A 16,575-nucleotide genomic window follows, 5' to 3' on the forward strand; every position below is an offset into this window, starting at 1 on the left:
CCCTGTCTATCTACATCCGGCCGCCATCGGCGGCCGCTACTTACTGGTTCGTCATGCGCTCGTACAGCGTGGCTCGTGAAATCCCGAGCAACCGCGCCGTCGCCAGCTTGTTGCCGCCGGTGGATGCCAGCGCAGCCGCAATCGCCTTGCGCTCCAGTTCGGCCACCTGCTGCGCCAGCGGCCGCAGCAGTGCCGCTTCTTCATCGGCATCGTGCGCGCTCTGCAGGGTGGCCGGCAGCTCGATCTGCTCCAGCCCCGCCTCGCGCAGGATGCGTTCGAGCTGCACGGCGTCGATGCGCTGCGAGTCGCTGCGCATCGTCACCTGCTCCAGCACGTTGCGCAGCTCGCGGATGTTGCCGCGCCAGTGCTGGCCGGCCAGCAGCGCGAGCGCCTCGGGCGTGAGTTCGGGCGGCGCCTCGCCGCTGCGCAGCGCCATGTCCTCGCCCAGCGCCTCGACCAGCGCGGGAATGTCGGCGCGGCGTTCGCGCAGCGGCGGCACGCGCAGCGGCAGCACGTTAAGGCGGTAGTACAAGTCTTCACGGAACTGGCCGCGGCGCACCAACTCCGGCAGGTCGCGCGAGGTGGCGGCGATCACGCGGGCATCGAAGGGCACGAGCTTGTTGGAGCCCAGCGGCTCGATCTCGCCTTCCTGCAGCGCGCGCAGCAGCTTGGCCTGCAGGCCCAGCGGCATGTCGCCGATTTCGTCGAGGAACAGGCTGCCGCCGTCGGCCAGCTTGAACTTGCCCTCGCGGCCCTTGCGGTCGGCACCGGTGAAGGCGCCGGGCGCGAAGCCGAAGAACTCGGCTTCGAGCAGGGTGTCGGGCACGGCCGCGATGTTGACGCTGACAAACTGCCCTTTTGCGCGCGCGGACGACGCATGAATGGCATGCGCCAGCAGTTCCTTGCCGGTGCCGGTTTCGCCCAGCAGCAGCACCGGGCTGGCCGACTGCGCGGCGCGGCGCGCATGGCGCTTGACCTCCACCGCCGCCGGGCTGCTGCCGATGAAGCTCGCGAAGGTGTACTTGGAGCGTCGCTGGCCGTCCGCATGGTGGTAGAGCGGGTTGTTGCGCTGGCTGGCCAGTTCGCGCCGCGCGTCGTCGAGGTCGCGCTGAAGCAGCGCGAACTTGCTGATGAGCGGCTGCAGCGTGGTCTCGGGCTGGTCGAACAGCACGATGCCGATGGCGCCGATCACCTCGCCCATGCCGCCGTCGGCGCCCTCGCGCTCCTCGCGCAGCGGAATGCGGCTGACCACGAAGGTGCCTGCCTTGTTGGTCAGCAGGTCGATCAGTATCGGCTCGCCGGTCTCGAGCACGCGGCGCATCTGCGTGTTCGGAATCACGTCTTCCACCATGTGGCCCATGAACTGGTCGATGGAAGAGAAACCCAGCGCCGGCAGGAAGCGCCGGTAGCCCTCGTTCACCCACACGATGCGCCCGCCGCGGTCGACCAGGAACATGCCCTGGCTGATGCTTGAAAACAAATGAAACATCGAGCGCGCGGCGAGCGCGAGGATTCCCTGCGCATCGAGCGGCAGGGCGGGCGGCAAGGAAGGAGAAACAGGCATGGCGGCATCGTAGCGCGCATCAATCGGCAACAAATCGGGCGCCGTTTCTCTTCAGCAAATACTCATATTCGCGTGTAACCGAAGTTCTTCATGAAGCCTTAAGTTAATCAATCGTTTGATTTCTTGCGTGGTGTAATGCCGGGCATGAACGCGAAAGCCACCACCACCCAGGCTGCGCGCCGCGCACCGCGCAGCGACGGCGCAGAGGCACGCCACCGGCTGCTGCACACAGCGCTGCGGCTGTTCGCGCAGAAGGGCTTCGCCAAGACCTCCACGCGCGAGATCGCCAAGGAGGCCGGCGCCAACATCTCGGCCATCAGCTACTACTTCGGCGACAAGGAAGGCCTCTACGCCGCCACCTTCAACGAGCCGATGGGCGGCGACTCCAGCGACCTCGTAGCGGCCTGCAAGGTGCCGGGCCGCCCGCTGGAGGAAACGCTGCGCATCTGCATGGTGTCGATGATCGACCCGCTCAAGCAGGGCGAGATCGTGCGCCAATGCATACAGCTTCACATGCGCGAGATGCTCGAACCCACCAGCCGCTGGGCCAAGGAACTCGAGCACGACATCAAGGGCCCGCACCGCGCCATCGCCGAGCTGCTGTGCCGCCACCTGGGCGTGGCGCGGGCCGACGACGACATCCACCGCCTCACCTTCGCGATCACCGGGCTGTCGATGCAGCTCTACGTGAGCCAGGACTTCATCGAGGCCATCCGTCCGTCGCTGCTGCGCACGTCGCGCGGCATCGACACCTGGGCAGACCGCCTGACCGGCTACGCAATGGCGCTGGTCGCGGCCGAGGCGGCACGCCGCCGTGCCGACAGAAAGCCAACCCAATGAGAAGACTCCGACTGATTGCCACCCTGTGCCTGCCGCTGGGCTTCGGCCTCGGCCTCCCGGGCTGCGCGCTGACCCGCCCGCCGGCGCAGGTCGAGGCGCCCACGCCCGCGCAATGGCACGCCCCCCTGCCCCACGGCGGCTCGCTCGCATCGCTGGCCGACTGGTGGCGCCAGCTCGACGATCCGCTGCTGGTCGAGCTGATCGCCGCCGCCGAGGCCGCCAGCCCCAACGTCGCCAGCGCCGCGGCACGCGTGGCCGAGGCACGCTTCACGCGCGTGCAGACCGGCGCGGCGCTGCTGCCGAGCCTGGACGGCACGGCGTCGGCGAGCCGCGGCACCTCCGGCTTCGCGGCCGGAGCGCCTTCGGGCGGATCGGCCTCCAGCAGTAGCAGCAGCCTCGGGGCCACCACCCCCATCACCACGCTGCAGGCCGGCCTGCAGTCGAAGTGGGAGGTCGACCTGTTCGGCCGCCTGCGCGCCGATCGCGACGCCGCCCAGGCCAAGCTGGGCAGCGCCGACGCCAAATGGCACGACGCCCGGGTGTCGGTGGCGGCCGAGACCGCCAATGCCTACTTCGCCGAACGCGCCTGCCAGCAGCAGCTGCGCGTGGCCGAGTCCGACACCCGATCGCGCGCCGAGACCGCGCGCCTCACCGACCTGTCGATGCGCGCCGGCTTCACCGCGCCCGCCGACGCCGCACTGGCCCGCGCCAGCGCGGCCGACGCCTCCGGCCGGCTGACGCAGCAGCGCGCCCAGTGCGCGGTGCAGCGCAAGGCGCTGGTCGCGCTCAGCGGCATCGACGAAAGCACGCTCGAGCAGAAGCTCGCGGCCTCCCCGGCGCAGCATGCGCTGCCCGCGGTGGGCAGCATCGCCAGCGTGCCGGCGGAAGCCATTTCGCAACGGCCTGACGTGTATTCAGCCGAACTCGGCGTGGCATCGGCCAGCGCCGACGTCGGCTCGGCCGAGGCCGAGCGCTATCCCAAGCTCAGCATCTCGGGCTCCATCGGCCGTACGCAGTACCGCGTTGGCGGCCTGCAGCAGTCGCTGGAGAACTGGACCGTGGGCCCCGTGTCGCTGAGCGTGCCGCTGCTGGACGGCGGCTCGCGCAAGGCCAATGCCGACGCGGCCAAGGCGCGCTACGCCGAGGCGGTGTCGATCTACCGCGCCAACGTGCGGCAGGCGGTGCGCGAGGTGGAAGAAGCGCTGGTCAACCTCGACGCCACCAACGGCCGCGCGAACGACGCCGACACGGCGGTGAAGAACTACCAGGCCTCCTTCGACGCCACGCAGGCGCGCTACAGCAGCGGCCTGGCCAGCCTGTTCGAACTGGAAGACTCGCGCCGCACGCTGTTCGCGGCGCAGACCGCGCGCGTCTCGCTGCAACGCGAGCGCACCGAGGCCTGGGTCGCGCTGTACCGCTCCATGGGCGGCGGCTGGAGCCGCCCCGGACAACCCTCCGAGTCGTCCGAAACATCCTCAATGAACACCACCCCGGCCGCCAAGGTCGCGACGTCGCCATGAAAACAATGAAGCGTTCCACCCTCGTCACCGCGCTGATCGTGCTGGCCGTCGTCATCGCGGCGGTCGTCTTCATGACGCGCAAGCCGGCCGACAAGGCCGCGACCGCCGGCCCTGCGCCCAAACCGACGCTGACCGTCACCGTCGCCGCGCCCGAAGCCACCGAACTCACGCTCACGCTCGCGGCCAATGGCAACGTGGCGGCCTGGCAGGAGGCCGTGGTCGGCTCCGAGTCGAACGGGCTCAAGCTCGCCGAAGTGCGGGTGAACGTGGGCGACGTGGTCAAGAAGGGCCAGGTGCTGGCCGTGTTCTCGCCCGAGACGGTGCGCGCCGACATCGCGCAGTCGCGCGCCTCGCTGGCCGAAGCCCGCGCCACCGCCGCCGACGCCGCCGGCAATGCCGCACGCGCGCGCACGCTGCAGGCCACCGGCGCGCTGAGCCAGCAGCAGATCAACCAGTACCAGACCACCGAGCAGACCGCCAAGGCGCGCGTCGAGGCAGCCGAAGCCGTGCTGGCCGCGCAGGAAGTGCGCGGGCGCAACACGCAGGTGCTGGCACCCGACGACGGCGTGATCTCGGCGCGCACCGCCACGGTCGGCAGCGTGGTGGCCGCCGGCACCGAGCTGTTCCGCCTGATCCGCCAGGGCCGGCTCGAATGGCGTGCCGAAGTCACCTCGGCCGAGCTGAGCCGCATCTCGGTGGGCACCACCGCCTTCGTGGTCAGCGCCAGCGGCGCGCAGGTGCGCGGCAAGGTGCGCAGCATCGCGCCCACGGTCGATCCGCAGACGCGCGCGGCGCTGGTGTATGTCGACCTGCCCAACGTGCAGCAGAACACCGGCATCAAGGCCGGCATGTTCGCGCGCGGCGACTTCGAGCTCGGCCGCAGCTCTGCGCCCACGGTGCCTCAAAGCGCCATCGTGCCGCGCGACGGCTTCAACAACGTCTTCCTGCTCAAGCCCGACAACCACGTGGCGCAGATGAAGGTGCAGATCGGCCGCCGCCTGAACGAACGCATCGAGATCACCAGCGCGTTGCCCGAAGGCGCGAAGGTGGTGGTGCAAGGCGCCGGCTTCCTCAACGACGGCGACCTGGTGCGCGTGGTCGACGCGCCCGCGGCAGCAGCCCCCGCCGCCGCCAAGTAAGCAGGAACAAAGGACTCGCCCATGAACGTTTCTGCCTGGTCCATACGCAACCCGATTCCGGCGGTGATGCTGTTCGTGCTGCTCACCTTCGGTGGCTTGCTGTCGTTCAACGCCATGAAGGTGCAGAACTTTCCGGACATCGACCTGCCGACCGTGACGGTCTCGGCCTCGTTGCCCGGCGCGGCGCCTTCGCAGCTGGAGACCGACGTCGCGCGCAAGCTCGAAAACTCCATCGCCACTGTGCAGGGCCTCAAGCACATCACCACCAAGGTGCAGGACGGCGCCGCCACGCTGATCGTCGAGTTCCGCCTCGAGAAGCCGGTGCAGGAAGCCGTGGACGACGTGCGCTCCGCCGTGCAGCGCGTGCGCTCCGACCTGCCGGCCGACGTGCGCGACCCGGTCGTCACCAAGCTCGACCTGGCGGGCCAGCCGGTGCTGGCCTTCACCATCGCGTCCTCTCAGATGGACAACGAGGCGCTGAGCTGGTACGTGGACAACGACGTCACCAAGCGGCTGCTGGCGCTGCCGGGCGTGGGTGCGGTCAACCGCGTGGGCGGCGCCACGCGGCAGGTGCATGTGGACCTCGACCCGGTCAAGCTGCAGGCACTCGGCGCTTCGGCGGGCGACATCTCACGCCAGCTGCGCCAGGTGCAGACCGAGAGCGCGGGCGGCCGCTTCGACCTGGGCGGCAGCGAACAGCCGGTGCGCACCCTGGCCACGGTGAAGTCGGCCGACCAGCTCGCCGACATGCAGATCGTGCTGACCGACGGCCGCCGCATCCGGCTCGACCAGGTGGCGCGCATCAGCGACACCATCGCCGAGCCGCGCGCGGCCGCGCTGCTCAACGGCAAGCCGGTGGTTGGCTTCGAAGTAGCCCGCAGCCGCGGCGCCAGCGAGGTGGAAGTGGGCCACGCGGTGCAGAAGGCGCTGGCCGACATGCGCGCGCAGCGCCCCGACATCGAGCTGACCGAGGCCTTCAACTTCGTCGACCCGGTGGAAGAGGAATACAACGGCTCGCTGCACCTGCTGTACGAGGGCGCCATCCTGGCGGTGGTGGTGGTGTGGCTGTTCCTGCGCGACTGGCGTGCCACCTTCGTGTCGGCCATCGCGCTGCCTATGTCGGTGATCCCGGCGTTCATCGGCATGCACCTGCTGGGCTTCTCGGTCAACGTGATCTCGCTGCTGGCGCTGTCGCTGGTGGTCGGCATATTGGTGGACGACGCCATCGTGGAGGTCGAGAACATCGTGCGCCACCTGCGCATGGGCAAGACGCCCTACCAGGCGGCCATGGAGGCGGCCGACGAAATCGGCCTGGCGGTGATTGCCACCACCTTCACGCTGATCGCGGTGTTCCTGCCCACGGCTTTCATGAGCGGCATTGCCGGCAAGTTCTTCAAGCAGTTCGGCTGGACCGCCGCGCTCGCGGTGTTTGCGTCGCTGGTGGTGGCGCGGGTGCTCACGCCGATGATGGCGGCCTACATGCTCAAGCCCGTGGTCACGGCCGAGAAGGAACCCGGCTGGCTGCGCTGGTATATGCGCGCCGTGGAGTGGAGCACGCACAACCGCTTCAAGACGATGGTGCTGGCCACCCTTTTCTTCTTCGGTTCGCTGGCGATGATCCCGCTGCTCAAGACCGGCTTCATTCCACCGGACGACAACTCGCAGACGCAGGTGTACCTGTCGCTCGCGCCGGGCTCCACGCTCGCGCAGACCACCGCCGCGGCGGAAGAAACGCGCCGCCGCGTGATGCAGATCGCGCACGTGAAGAGCGTCTACACCACGGTGGCGGGCGGCAGCGCGGGCGGCGACCCGTTCGCCAGCTTCGGCACGCCCGAGACGCGCAAGGCCACGCTCACCATCAAGCTCGACCCGCGCGGCGACCGGCCGCGCAAGCAGGTCATCGAGAACCAGATCCGCACCGCGCTCGAAACGCTGCCCGGCGTGCGCAGCACGGTGGGCCTGGGCGGCTCGGGCGAGAAATACATCCTGGCGCTGACCGGCGAAGACCCGGTGGCCCTGGCCAGCGCCGCAAGCGCGGTCGAGAAAGACCTGCGCACCATTCCCGGCCTGGGCAACATCACCTCCACCGCGAGCCTGGTGCGCCCCGAGATCGCGGTGCGCCCCGACTTCGCGCGCGCCGCCGACCTGGGCGTGACCAGCTCCGCCATCGCCGAGACCCTGCGCGTGGCCACGCTCGGCGACTACGACCAGTCGCTCGCCAAGCTCAACCTCGCGCAGCGGCAGGTGCCGATCGTGGTGAAGCTGGAAGACTCCGCGCGGCAGGACATCGACCTGCTCGGCCGCCTCTCGGTGCCCGGCACGCGCGGGCCGGTCATGCTCAACCAGGTGGCCTCGCTCACCATGGAAGGCGGCCCGGCCGTCATCGACCGCTACGACCGCTCGCGCAACGTGAACTTCGAGATCGAACTGTCGGGCGTGGGCCTGGGCGACGCGAAGGCCGCGGTGCAGAAGCTGCCGTCGATCCAGAAGCTGCCGCCGGGCGTGCGCATTGCCGAGGTCGGCGACGCCGAGGTGATGACCGAGCTGTTCGCGAGCTTCGGCCTGGCGATGCTGACGGGCGTGCTGTGCATCTACATCGTGCTGGTGCTGCTGTTCAAGGACTTCCTGCACCCGGTGACCATTCTTTGTGCACTGCCGCTGGCGCTGGGCGGCGCATTCGTGGGGCTGCTGATCGGGCAAAAGGCGCTGTCGATGCCTTCGCTGATCGGCCTCATCATGCTGATGGGCATTGCGACCAAGAACTCGATCCTGCTGGTCGAGTACGCCATCGTGGCACGCCGCGACCACGGCATGAGCCGCTGGGACGCGCTGCGCGACGCCTGCCACAAGCGCGCGCGGCCCATCATCATGACCACGCTCGCCATGGGCGCCGGCATGCTGCCGATCGCGGTCGGCTTCGGCTCGGCGGACTCGAGCTTCCGCTCGCCGATGGCGATGGCCGTGATCGGCGGGCTGATCACCTCGACCGTGCTGAGCCTGCTGGTGGTACCGGCTGTGTTCACCTACGTGGACGACATCGAGCACTGGATCCGCCGCACGGTGCGCAGGCTGCGCGGGCAGCCGGCGGATCCGCATATCGACGACGACCTGGTCGAGACGCCCGCAGCGGGACGGTAGAACGCACAGGCAGAAATGAAAGAAGCCGCGGCAAATGCCGCGGCTTCTTTATTTGGCTGGCCCGCCCTGAAGCGGGCTCCGAAGAGCGTCAGGCGTCCAATTGCGCCAGCCGTTTCAGCTTGCGTTCGCTCATTCGCTTGGCAAGCCGCGGCAGCACCAGCACGGCCAGCACGATGACGATCAGCGCGAGCGACATCGGGCGCTGCAGGAACACGATGGCGCTGCCCTCGCCCATCGACATCGCATTGCGCAGTTGCGCTTCGGCGAGCGGCCCCAGGATCATGCCGACGACCACCGGTGCGGTCGGGAAGTCGAAGCGCCGCATCAGCACGCCCAGCAGGCCGATGCCATAGAGCAGGAACAGGTCGAACGCGCTCTGGCGCATGCCATAGGCACCCACCGTGGCGAAGATCAGGATGCCGGCGTAGAGCTGGGGCTTCGGAATCTTCAGCAGCTTGACCCACAGGCCGACCATCGGCAGGTTCAGCACCAGCAGCATCACGTTGCCGATGTAGAGCGAGGCGATCAGCGCCCACACCAGCGCCGCCGAGGTGGTGAACAGCTGCGGGCCCGGCTGGATGCCGTAGTTCTGGAACGCGCCCAGCAGGATGGCGGTGGTATTGGAGGTGGGAATGCCCAGCGTGAGCAGCGGAATCAGCGCGGCGGTCACCGTGGCGTTGTTGGCGGCCTCCGGGCCTGCCACGCCTTCGATGGCGCCCTTGGTGCCGAACTCGGCCTTGGCGTCGGCGTCCTTGGCCAGCTTCTTTTCGGTCGCGTAGCTCAGGAAGGTCGGGATCTCGGTGCCGCCGGCGGGAATGCAGCCGAAGGGCGTGCCGATGGCGGTGCCGCGCAGCCACGCGGGGATCGAGCGCTTCCAGTCGCGCTTGCTCATGTGCACGCGGCTCAGCTTGTTCTGGCCCTCGACCACCTTGCCTTCGTACAGCACGGCGTAGAGCACCTCGGCCACGGCGAACAGGCCGACGGCCACCAGCACGATCTCGATGCCGTCGAGCAGTTCGGGCACACCGCCGGTGTAGCGGCCTTGCCCCGAGATCTGGTCGAGCCCGACGCAGCCCGCGGCCAGGCCGACGAACAGTGCCGTCATGCCGCGCAGCGTGCTCTTGCCGAGCACCGCGCTCACCGTGGTGAAGGCCAGCAGCATCAGCATGAAGTATTCGGGCGGGCCGAGCTTGACCGCGAATTCGGCCACGAACGGCGCGAACAGCGTGACGATCACCGTGGCGATGGTGCCGGCCACGAAAGAGCCGATGGCGGCGGTGGCGAGCGCCGCGCCCGCCCTGCCGCTCTTGGCCATCTTGTTGCCCTCCATCGCGGTCACCATGCTGGCGGTTTCGCCGGGCGTGTTGAGCAGGATGGACGTGGTCGAGCCGCCATACATGGCGCCGTAGTAGATGCCCGAGAAGAAGATCATCGAGGCCGTGACGTCGACCTTGCCGGTGATGGGCAGCAGCATCGCCACCGCCACCGCCGGGCCGATGCCGGGCAGCACGCCAACGGCCGTGCCCAGGGCGCAGCCGACCAGGCACCAGAGCAGATTGACGGGGGTGATCGCCGCGGCGAAGCCCGCCATGAGTGCGTTGAAGATGTCCATGTCAGAGCCAGCCAGTCGAAGTGAGGCCGGGCAGGTTGATGGCCAGGAATTGCGTGAAGGTCCAGAACACCGGCGCCGAGATAAGCAGGCCGGCCAGCAGGTCGGTCGCCCAGGTGCGCGGCGCGTTCACGGCGCCCTGCCCGCTCGCGCGGCGCAGGCCCTGCACCGCCAGCACGTAGCACAGCGTGCAGCTCAGGATGAAGCCGAGCGTGGTGATGAGCGCGGCGTTGAGCAGCAGCCCCGCCGACACCCAGACGAAGCCGGGCCAGTAGGCGTGCTCGGCGCCCGAGGGCGCGTCGAGTTCGCGGAAGCCGCCGGTGCGTGCTTCCCACAAGATCCAGCCGCCGCACAGCACCAGCACCACCGACACCAGCCAGGGCAGGAAGTTGGGGCCGACGCCGCCGTAGCCGGCTTCGGAAGAAATGCCGATGGCGCCGAACGCCAGCGCGAGGCCGGTCAGCAGCACGCCGGCGCCGACCAGGGTTTGCGGCCATGTGGCCGCGGATTGCGGCGAGGCCGAGGAGTCTGGAGTTGTCATTTTTTGCTCCCGAATCGGGCGAAAGAAAAGCCCCCTTCAAGAACACCGAGGAACCGGCTCCGCCGGACCTCAGGTGTTGCCCCCGGCAGGGGGAAGGCGAAGCGACACGAAGTGCGCGCAGCCTGGGGGCGAGCCGATGTCAGACCATGCCGGACTTGGTCATGATGGCGCGCAGGCTCGCGAAGTCGTCATCGACGAACTTGTTGAACGCTTCGCCCGACAGCACGGCGGGCGTCCAGTCGTTCTTCTTGAGCGACTCGGCCCACGACGCGCTCTTCATGGCGGCCAGCACCATGTCGGTCAGCGCCTTGCGTTGATCGGCGGAGATGCCGGGGGCGCCGTACACGCCGCGCCAGTTGCCGATTTCCACGTCGATGCCCTGCTCCTTCAGCGTGGGCACGTCGATGCCCGGCAGGCGCTGGGCCGAGGTGACGGCGATGGCCTTCATCTTGCCGGCCGCGATGTATTCGGCGAACTCGCTGTAGCCGCTGCCGCCGATGGTGACGTTGCCGCCCAGCACGGCGGCGGTGGCCTCGCCGCCTCCGCGGAAGGCCACGTAGTTGATCTTCGAGGGATCGGCGCCGACCTTCTGCGCGATCATGGCCGCGGCGATGTGCTCGGTGGAGCCGCGCGAACCGCCGCCCCACTTGACGCTGCCCGGGTCCTTCTTGAGCTGCTCGACCACGTCCTTCATGGTCTTGAACGGCGAGTTCGACGGCAGCACGAACACGTTGTATTCGGTGGTCAGGCGCGCGATGGGCGTGGCCTGCGACAGGTTGACCGGCGGCTTTCCGGTGATGATGCCGCCCAGCATGACCGAGCCCATGACCATCAGCGCGTTGGCGTCGCCCTTGGAGCCGTTCACGAACTGGGCCAGGCCCAGCGCGCCGGCGGCGCCGCCCTTGTTGTCGTAGGTGACGGTGTCTGCCACCTTGGCATCGGTCAGCGCCTTGCCCAGGGCGCGGCCGGTGGTGTCCCAGCCGCCGCCGGGGTTAGCCGGGATCATCATCTTGACGTTGGCGGCGGCCCGGGCGGACAGTGGCAGGGCCCCGGCGGCGGCCAGTGCGGCCAATGACTTCAGAAAGGTGTCGCGACGCATTGTTGTCTCCTGATGCTGAAAGTAACTTGAAAGGAAGCTGACTTGAAGCTGAGTATCATGCGCCGCCCCGCTGTCAGTTGGCTGTCCGACAAACTGGGGAAAACACCGAATTCCCACCAATCCGTGCCCGTATGAAGCTGCTGCTGGTCGAAGACGACCCCTCGATGCAAATCACCCTGCAGCGCACCCTTGGCCGCCAGCGGATCGACGTGCGCGTCTGCGGCGACGGGGCCGAGGCCGTCGCCATGTGGCGGGACCTGGAGCCCGACGTGGTGGCGCTGGACCTGAGCCTGCCGAACCTCGACGGCCTGCAGGTGCTGGCCCAGGCCCGGGCCGAGGGGCTGCGCACGCCGGTGCTGCTGCTGACGGCGCGCGGCACCGTCGGCGACCGCATCATGGGCCTGAACGCCGGCGCGGACGACTACCTGCCCAAGCCCTTCGACCTCGACGAGCTGGAAGCGCGCATCCGTGCGCTGCGCCGCCGCAGCCACGGCGTGATGAGCGACATGGGGCTGAACCCCCAGCAGATCGGCGGGCTGCGCTTCGAGCCCGCGAACGGCGCCATCTACAACCGGGCCGAGCTGCTCGAACTCACCCCGCGCGAACTGGCACTGCTGAAGGCGCTGATGATGAAACCGGGCCACGCGGTGACCAAGGAGCGCCTGTTCGAACTGGTGTTCCCCGGCGAGACCGAGGTGCAGTACGAAGCGATCGAGGTGGTGGTCTACCGCCTGCGCAAGAAGCTGGCGGGCACCGGCGCCGTGCTGATGACGATGCGCGGGCTGGGCTACCTCTTGCGACCGGAAGCATGAGGCACATCTCCTCGCTTCGCGCGCGGCTGCTGCTCGGCATCCTCGCGCCGATTGCCGTGTTCATCGTGATCAACAGCGTGAGCCTGTACCGCCAGAGCCTGGCTGCCGCCACCACCGCCTACGACCGCACGCTGCTGGCGTCCGCCAAGACCATCGGCGAGCAGCTCGACGTGGAAGGCTACGACGAGATGGCGCAGCTGCGCGCGATCGTGCCCTACTCCGCGCTCGAGGCCTTCGAGGCCGACAACCGCAGCCGGCTGTTCTACCGGGTGTCGGCGCTCGACGGCGAAATGATCTCGGGCTTTGCCGAGCTGCCGTTCTGGCGCGGACGCATCCCGGACCGCAGCGCGTATGCGGCGCTGGTCGATTTCTACGACGCCCAGTTCCGCAACCAGCCGGTGCGCGTGGCGGTGCTGCTGCAGCCCGTGGCCAGCGCGCGCGGCCGCGGCATGGCGGTGGTGCAGGTGGCCGAGACGCTGGAAATCCGCGAAACGCTGGCGCGCAAGCTGCTGGTCGACACACTGTGGCGGCAGTTCCTGCTGATGGGCGTGATCGCGCTGGCCACGGTGTTCGTGGTGCAACGCGCCACGCGGCCGGTGCGCGAGCTGGGCGAAGCCATCGAGAAGCGCGCGGCCGACGATCTCTCGCCCATCGACGCGCCCGACGCCCCGCGCGAGCTGCGCCCGCTGATCGACGCCACCACCGAGGTCATGGGCCGGCTGCAGCGGCTGCTGGACCATCAGAAACGCTTCGTGCGCGACAGCGCGCACCAGCTGCGCACGCCGCTGGCGGTGCTCAAGGCACAGGTGCAATCGGCGCGGCGCGGCGACGTGGCGCCCGAGCAGGCGCTCGGTGAAATAAGCCAGACGGTGGAGCGCGCGACGACGCTGGCCAACCAGATGTTGTCGCTCGCCAAGGTCGAGCAGTTGCGCCAGCAGCCGGAATCGGTGGCGCTCGACCTCGGCGCCATCGTGCGGCAGATCGCGCTCGACCTGTCGCCGCTGGTGGCCGACAAGGCGCTGGACTTCGAGCTGGCCATCGACGCGCCGGTGGTGGTGCGGGCCCACCAGTGGATGCTGCAGGAGCTCACGCGCAACCTGCTGCACAACGCCATCAAGCTGAGCCCGGCGGGCGCGGCGCTGCTGGTTTCGGTGCATGCCGAGGCAGACGAAGCCGTGCTCACCGTGCGGGACGGCGGCCCGGGCATCTCGCCGGAGCTGCGCCAGCGGCTGTTCGCGCCGTTTTCTGCAGGCAGCTCGTCGAGCGGCTCGGGGCTGGGGCTGGCGATCTGCAGAGAGATCGTGCTGGCGCTGGAGGGACGGATCGCGCTCGACAACCGTGTCGCGCCCGCCACGTCGGACTGCGCCGCACGCGTGGTCGGGCTGGATGCGGTCGTGCGTTTGCCGCTGTGGCGGCACAATTCCTGATATTCACTCCTGATATCCATGGAACGTCTGCGCATCGACAAATGGCTCTGGGCCGCCCGCTTCTTCAAGACGCGCTCGCTGGCCGCGGAGGAAATCGGCAAGAACCGCGTGCAGGTGAACGGCGACGTCGCCAAGGCCTCGCGCGAGGTCAAGGCCGGCGACACGGTTGCCATGCGGCTGGGCACGCTCACGCGAACGGTCACGGTGCGCGGCCTCAGCGGCCAGCGCGGGCCGGCGCCGGTGGCGCAGCAGCTCTACGAGGAAACGCCCGAGAGCATCGCCGCCCAGGCCGCCTTCCGCGAACTGCGCCGCATGGGCAGCGAGCCGGCCCTGGCCATCGAACAGGGCCGCCCCACCAAGCGCGACCGGCGCGAACTGGACGGCGCGGTGCGGCACGCCGAATGGGACAGCCGCTGGAGCGCATCGATCGACACGGACGACACCGAACGCTGATCGCTTACGCTGTGGGCTTTCTTTCTTCGAGGAGTCCCGTTGCATGGCCAGCTTCAAGAAATACCGCGTAGGCGACAAGTTCAAGCTCTCGCACATCGACCCCGACGACACGCCCTTCTGCGAGGGTGACGAAGCTTCGCAGCGCGCGGAGGTCGACGCGCTCGCCGTCGAGCTCGACGAGCTGCAGGACCTGCTGCACGCCGAGGGCCGGCGCAAGCTGCTGCTGGTGCTGCAGGGCATGGACACCAGCGGCAAGGACGGCACCGTGCGATGGGTGTTCTCGCGAACCTCGCCGCTCGGCGTGCGCGTGACGGCCTTCAAGGCGCCCAACGACGAGGAGCGCGCACACGACTACCTCTGGCGCTGCCATGCTGCCGTGCCGCGCACCGGCGAGATCATGGTGTGGAACCGCAGCCACTACGAAGACGTGCTCGTGCCGGTGGTCGAGGGCTGGATCGACAAGGCCGAGGCCAAGCGCCGCTACGCACAGATCAACGACTTCGAGCGGCTGCTGACCGAAACCGGCACGGTCGTCATCAAGTGCATGCTGCACATCGACAAGGACGAGCAGCGCGAGCGCCTGCAGGCGCGCATCGACACGCCCGGCAAGCAATGGAAGTTCAGCATGGACGACCTGCGGGTGCGCACCAAGTGGAACGCCTACCAGCAGGCCTACCAGAGCGCACTGGGCGCCACGTCTACCGAGCATGCACCCTGGCACGTGATACCCGCCAACAGCAAGCGGCACCGCAACGTGATGGTTGCCCAACTGCTGGTGAAGACGATGCGGCAGATGAAGCTGAAGCCGCCGCCCCCGGACCCGGCGCTCAAGGGCATGATCATCAAATAAGGCGCCCGGGCCTTCTTTGGTGTCGCGTTTGTAAAGTGCGACTTCGCCTACGGAGCCGCGCCGGGCAGCCCACTAAGCTGGGCTTCGTACCAATTCAGGTGCAACCCAAAGAAGGACTCCAACATGAAAAAAATACTCTTCGCCCTTGCAGCCTGCATGCTTGCCTCCACCGCAGCCATGGCCCAGCCCATGCCGCCGCGCCACGGCCCCGGCTACGACCGCCCGCACCATCGTCCGCACAAGGTCTGGGTGCCGGCGCACCGCGAGCATGGCCGCTTCGTGCGCGGCCACTACGTCTATCGCTGAGCGCGCATGAAGAAATGGCTCAGGAGCGGCGAATGAGCGCCTGGGCCAGCACGCGGCACTTGCCGAACTCGCAGCGCACCGCCCAGGTGGCACCGTTGTCGCAAGGCACGTTGTAGGTTTCGTAGCCCGGGCCCTTGGCCGTGAGTTCGGCGCGCGGCTGCAGGTTGCAGCGCCCGGCCTTGGCCAGCTTCTCGACGTTGTAGGTGTCGACGCCGGTACGGCGCGGCTTGTACACGATGGCCGGATCGAAGGTGTTGCCGTAGAACGAGTCGCGCACGTTGGGATCGAGATTTCGGTAGCCGCGCTTTGCCATGCAGTGGACGATTGCGATCTGCTGGTGCTCGGCAATCAGCGTGGCCGAGGGCTGCCCCGAGTAGTCGACGGCCGAGGTGCCGATGCCGGCCACCGCGAAGCCGGTCGCCATGCCCTGGCTGTACCAGGTGACAAGACCCACCCCGACGGCGGCCCACATCAAATCGGTGTTGGCCTCGCTGCGCGCGATGATCCGCGTGGCCGCCTCGCGGCAGGCGCTGACGTCGCTGGCGTAGCGCGCGCTGTCCACGCCTTCCATGGCGACCATCGGCACATAAGAGAGACCGGTCCCCGTTCCGGGTTCAGTCGGCGTCATCGGCTGGCTGGCACAGCCAGCCAGTGCGACAACGGCGGCCGCAATGCTCAGCAGGAACTTCATGGGAATCCCTCGTTTTCTAACGATTGTTCAAGGGATTTAACCATACATATAGTTACTCTTGAATCGCCTTGTCGCGAATGAACGACGCCCGGCATTTGCGACGATGGGGCCATTCCCCCAGCCACCAGCCCCATGAAGATCGAGACATTCGCCAAGTACCTTTTTGCGCTCATCGGCGTCGCGCTGCTCGTGCTGTGCTGCTACCTGCTCTTCGGCAAGCTGAGGTTCATTGCGTCGGCCGACCGCGTGCAGGGCGAGGTGGTGGAACTCCAACACGTGCGCAGCAGCAACAAGAACAACACCGACGGCACCTGGCGGCCGCTGGTGCGCTTCAGGGCACCGTCGGGCGCGCTGATCGACTTCACCACCTCGAGCAGCAGCGGCACGCCGCGCTACGAGGCCGGCGAGAGCGTCCAGGTCTATGCCCAGCCCTCGAACCCGGCCAACGTGATGCTCGACGATGCGTTCGAACTGTGGGGCGGACCGGCCATGGCAGGCATCATCGGCGCTGCGTTTCTGCTGTTCGCGGAGATCCTGCGGCGCATCCAGCGCGATCAGGAACCCGGAACCTGATCTCCCCTTCTCA

15 protein-coding genes are annotated in these 16,575 nt (G+C 68.4%); 10 read left to right on the forward strand and 5 right to left on the reverse strand.

Annotated features, from left to right (window positions below; all coding sequences use genetic code 11):
• Positions 1-40: 40 nt before the first annotated feature.
• Positions 41-1,564: a sigma-54 interaction domain-containing protein gene (locus ACWV14_RS19575; protein ID WP_454903183.1), complete on the reverse strand. Its 1,524-nt coding sequence runs from the start codon at positions 1,562-1,564 to the stop codon at positions 41-43.
• 144 nt (positions 1,565-1,708) lie between these two features.
• Here ACWV14_RS19575 and ACWV14_RS19580 point away from each other — a divergent pair, with 144 nt between their 5' ends.
• From ACWV14_RS19580 to ACWV14_RS19595, 4 genes are read left to right on the forward strand one after another with little or no spacing between them, the layout of a single operon-like run.
• Positions 1,709-2,404, forward strand: a complete 696-nt coding sequence (locus ACWV14_RS19580) for a TetR/AcrR family transcriptional regulator (RefSeq protein ID WP_422087069.1) — start codon at positions 1,709-1,711, stop codon at positions 2,402-2,404.
• Entirely contained in the window at positions 2,401-3,924 is a 1,524-nt protein-coding gene (locus ACWV14_RS19585; protein ID WP_454903185.1) for an efflux transporter outer membrane subunit, read from the forward strand. The genes ACWV14_RS19580 and ACWV14_RS19585 overlap by 4 nt, the downstream gene beginning before the upstream one ends.
• Entirely contained in the window at positions 3,921-5,063 is a 1,143-nt protein-coding gene (locus ACWV14_RS19590; RefSeq protein ID WP_454903187.1) for an efflux RND transporter periplasmic adaptor subunit, read from the forward strand. The genes ACWV14_RS19585 and ACWV14_RS19590 overlap by 4 nt, the downstream gene beginning before the upstream one ends.
• 21 nt (positions 5,064-5,084) lie before the next feature.
• On the forward strand, positions 5,085-8,201 hold the full coding sequence (locus ACWV14_RS19595) for an efflux RND transporter permease subunit (RefSeq protein WP_454903189.1): 3,117 nt from the start codon (positions 5,085-5,087) through the stop codon (positions 8,199-8,201).
• Between the two features lie 88 nt (positions 8,202-8,289).
• Here ACWV14_RS19595 and ACWV14_RS19600 read toward each other — a convergent pair whose 3' ends face one another.
• The 3 genes from ACWV14_RS19600 to ACWV14_RS19610 all read right to left on the reverse strand — a co-directional run bounded on the left by ACWV14_RS19600 (position 8,290) and on the right by ACWV14_RS19610 (position 11,450).
• Positions 8,290-9,813: a tripartite tricarboxylate transporter permease gene (locus ACWV14_RS19600; protein ID WP_454903191.1), complete on the reverse strand. Its 1,524-nt coding sequence runs from the start codon at positions 9,811-9,813 to the stop codon at positions 8,290-8,292.
• 1 nt (position 9,814) lies between these two features.
• Complete coding sequence (locus ACWV14_RS19605) at positions 9,815-10,351, reverse strand: tripartite tricarboxylate transporter TctB family protein (RefSeq protein WP_454903193.1); 537 nt, start codon at positions 10,349-10,351, stop codon at positions 9,815-9,817.
• 139 nt (positions 10,352-10,490) lie between these two features.
• Positions 10,491-11,450 (reverse strand): Bug family tripartite tricarboxylate transporter substrate binding protein, encoded by a 960-nt coding sequence (locus ACWV14_RS19610; RefSeq protein WP_454903195.1) that lies wholly within the window; start codon positions 11,448-11,450, stop codon positions 10,491-10,493.
• A gap of 131 nt (positions 11,451-11,581) precedes the next feature.
• On the opposite strand from ACWV14_RS19610, the gene ACWV14_RS19615 reads away from it, so the two are divergent.
• The 5 genes from ACWV14_RS19615 to ACWV14_RS19635 all read left to right on the forward strand — a co-directional run bounded on the left by ACWV14_RS19615 (position 11,582) and on the right by ACWV14_RS19635 (position 15,298).
• Positions 11,582-12,262 (forward strand): response regulator, encoded by a 681-nt coding sequence (locus tag ACWV14_RS19615; RefSeq protein ID WP_422087076.1) that lies wholly within the window; start codon positions 11,582-11,584, stop codon positions 12,260-12,262.
• Complete coding sequence (locus tag ACWV14_RS19620; protein ID WP_454903198.1) at positions 12,259-13,689, forward strand: sensor histidine kinase; 1,431 nt, start codon at positions 12,259-12,261, stop codon at positions 13,687-13,689. The genes ACWV14_RS19615 and ACWV14_RS19620 overlap by 4 nt, the downstream gene beginning before the upstream one ends.
• Before the next feature lie 18 nt (positions 13,690-13,707).
• Positions 13,708-14,142, forward strand: coding sequence for an RNA-binding S4 domain-containing protein (locus ACWV14_RS19625; protein ID WP_454903200.1), 435 nt, complete (start codon positions 13,708-13,710; stop codon positions 14,140-14,142).
• Between the two features lie 43 nt (positions 14,143-14,185).
• The gene (locus ACWV14_RS19630) at positions 14,186-14,992 is read left to right on the forward strand and encodes a polyphosphate kinase 2 family protein (protein WP_422087079.1); all 807 of its coding nucleotides are present in this window, start codon (positions 14,186-14,188) and stop codon (positions 14,990-14,992) included.
• Between the two features lie 123 nt (positions 14,993-15,115).
• The gene (locus ACWV14_RS19635) at positions 15,116-15,298 is read left to right on the forward strand and encodes a hypothetical protein (protein WP_422087080.1); all 183 of its coding nucleotides are present in this window, start codon (positions 15,116-15,118) and stop codon (positions 15,296-15,298) included.
• Positions 15,299-15,317: 19 nt separating this feature from the next.
• Here ACWV14_RS19635 and ACWV14_RS19640 read toward each other — a convergent pair whose 3' ends face one another.
• A complete protein-coding gene (locus ACWV14_RS19640; protein ID WP_454903203.1) occupies positions 15,318-15,989 on the reverse strand; it encodes a hypothetical protein in 672 nt (223 codons plus the stop codon).
• 132 nt (positions 15,990-16,121) lie between these two features.
• Here ACWV14_RS19640 and ACWV14_RS19645 point away from each other — a divergent pair, with 132 nt between their 5' ends.
• On the forward strand, positions 16,122-16,562 hold the full coding sequence (locus ACWV14_RS19645) for a DUF3592 domain-containing protein (RefSeq protein WP_422087082.1): 441 nt from the start codon (positions 16,122-16,124) through the stop codon (positions 16,560-16,562).
• Positions 16,563-16,575 lie beyond the last annotated feature (13 nt).

Source organism: Variovorax durovernensis (assembly GCF_977011995.1).

Excerpts from the sequence above, each read along its gene's own strand:
- ACWV14_RS19575 (WP_454903183.1), bottom strand. The coding sequence starts at position 1,564 with ATGCCTGTTTCTCCTTCCTTGCCGCCCGCCCTGCCGCTCGATGCGCAG.
- ACWV14_RS19580 (WP_422087069.1), top strand. The coding sequence starts at position 1,709 with ATGAACGCGAAAGCCACCACCACCCAGGCTGCGCGCCGCGCACCGCGC.
- ACWV14_RS19585 (WP_454903185.1), top strand. The coding sequence starts at position 2,401 with ATGAGAAGACTCCGACTGATTGCCACCCTGTGCCTGCCGCTGGGCTTC.
- ACWV14_RS19590 (WP_454903187.1), top strand. The coding sequence starts at position 3,921 with ATGAAAACAATGAAGCGTTCCACCCTCGTCACCGCGCTGATCGTGCTG.
- ACWV14_RS19595 (WP_454903189.1), top strand. The coding sequence starts at position 5,085 with ATGAACGTTTCTGCCTGGTCCATACGCAACCCGATTCCGGCGGTGATG.
- ACWV14_RS19600 (WP_454903191.1), bottom strand. The coding sequence starts at position 9,813 with ATGGACATCTTCAACGCACTCATGGCGGGCTTCGCCGCGGCGATCACC.
- ACWV14_RS19605 (WP_454903193.1), bottom strand. The coding sequence starts at position 10,351 with ATGACAACTCCAGACTCCTCGGCCTCGCCGCAATCCGCGGCCACATGG.
- ACWV14_RS19610 (WP_454903195.1), bottom strand. The coding sequence starts at position 11,450 with ATGCGTCGCGACACCTTTCTGAAGTCATTGGCCGCACTGGCCGCCGCC.
- ACWV14_RS19615 (WP_422087076.1), top strand. The coding sequence starts at position 11,582 with ATGAAGCTGCTGCTGGTCGAAGACGACCCCTCGATGCAAATCACCCTG.
- ACWV14_RS19620 (WP_454903198.1), top strand. The coding sequence starts at position 12,259 with ATGAGGCACATCTCCTCGCTTCGCGCGCGGCTGCTGCTCGGCATCCTC.
- ACWV14_RS19625 (WP_454903200.1), top strand. The coding sequence starts at position 13,708 with ATGGAACGTCTGCGCATCGACAAATGGCTCTGGGCCGCCCGCTTCTTC.
- ACWV14_RS19630 (WP_422087079.1), top strand. The coding sequence starts at position 14,186 with ATGGCCAGCTTCAAGAAATACCGCGTAGGCGACAAGTTCAAGCTCTCG.
- ACWV14_RS19635 (WP_422087080.1), top strand. The coding sequence starts at position 15,116 with ATGAAAAAAATACTCTTCGCCCTTGCAGCCTGCATGCTTGCCTCCACC.
- ACWV14_RS19640 (WP_454903203.1), bottom strand. The coding sequence starts at position 15,989 with ATGAAGTTCCTGCTGAGCATTGCGGCCGCCGTTGTCGCACTGGCTGGC.
- ACWV14_RS19645 (WP_422087082.1), top strand. The coding sequence starts at position 16,122 with ATGAAGATCGAGACATTCGCCAAGTACCTTTTTGCGCTCATCGGCGTC.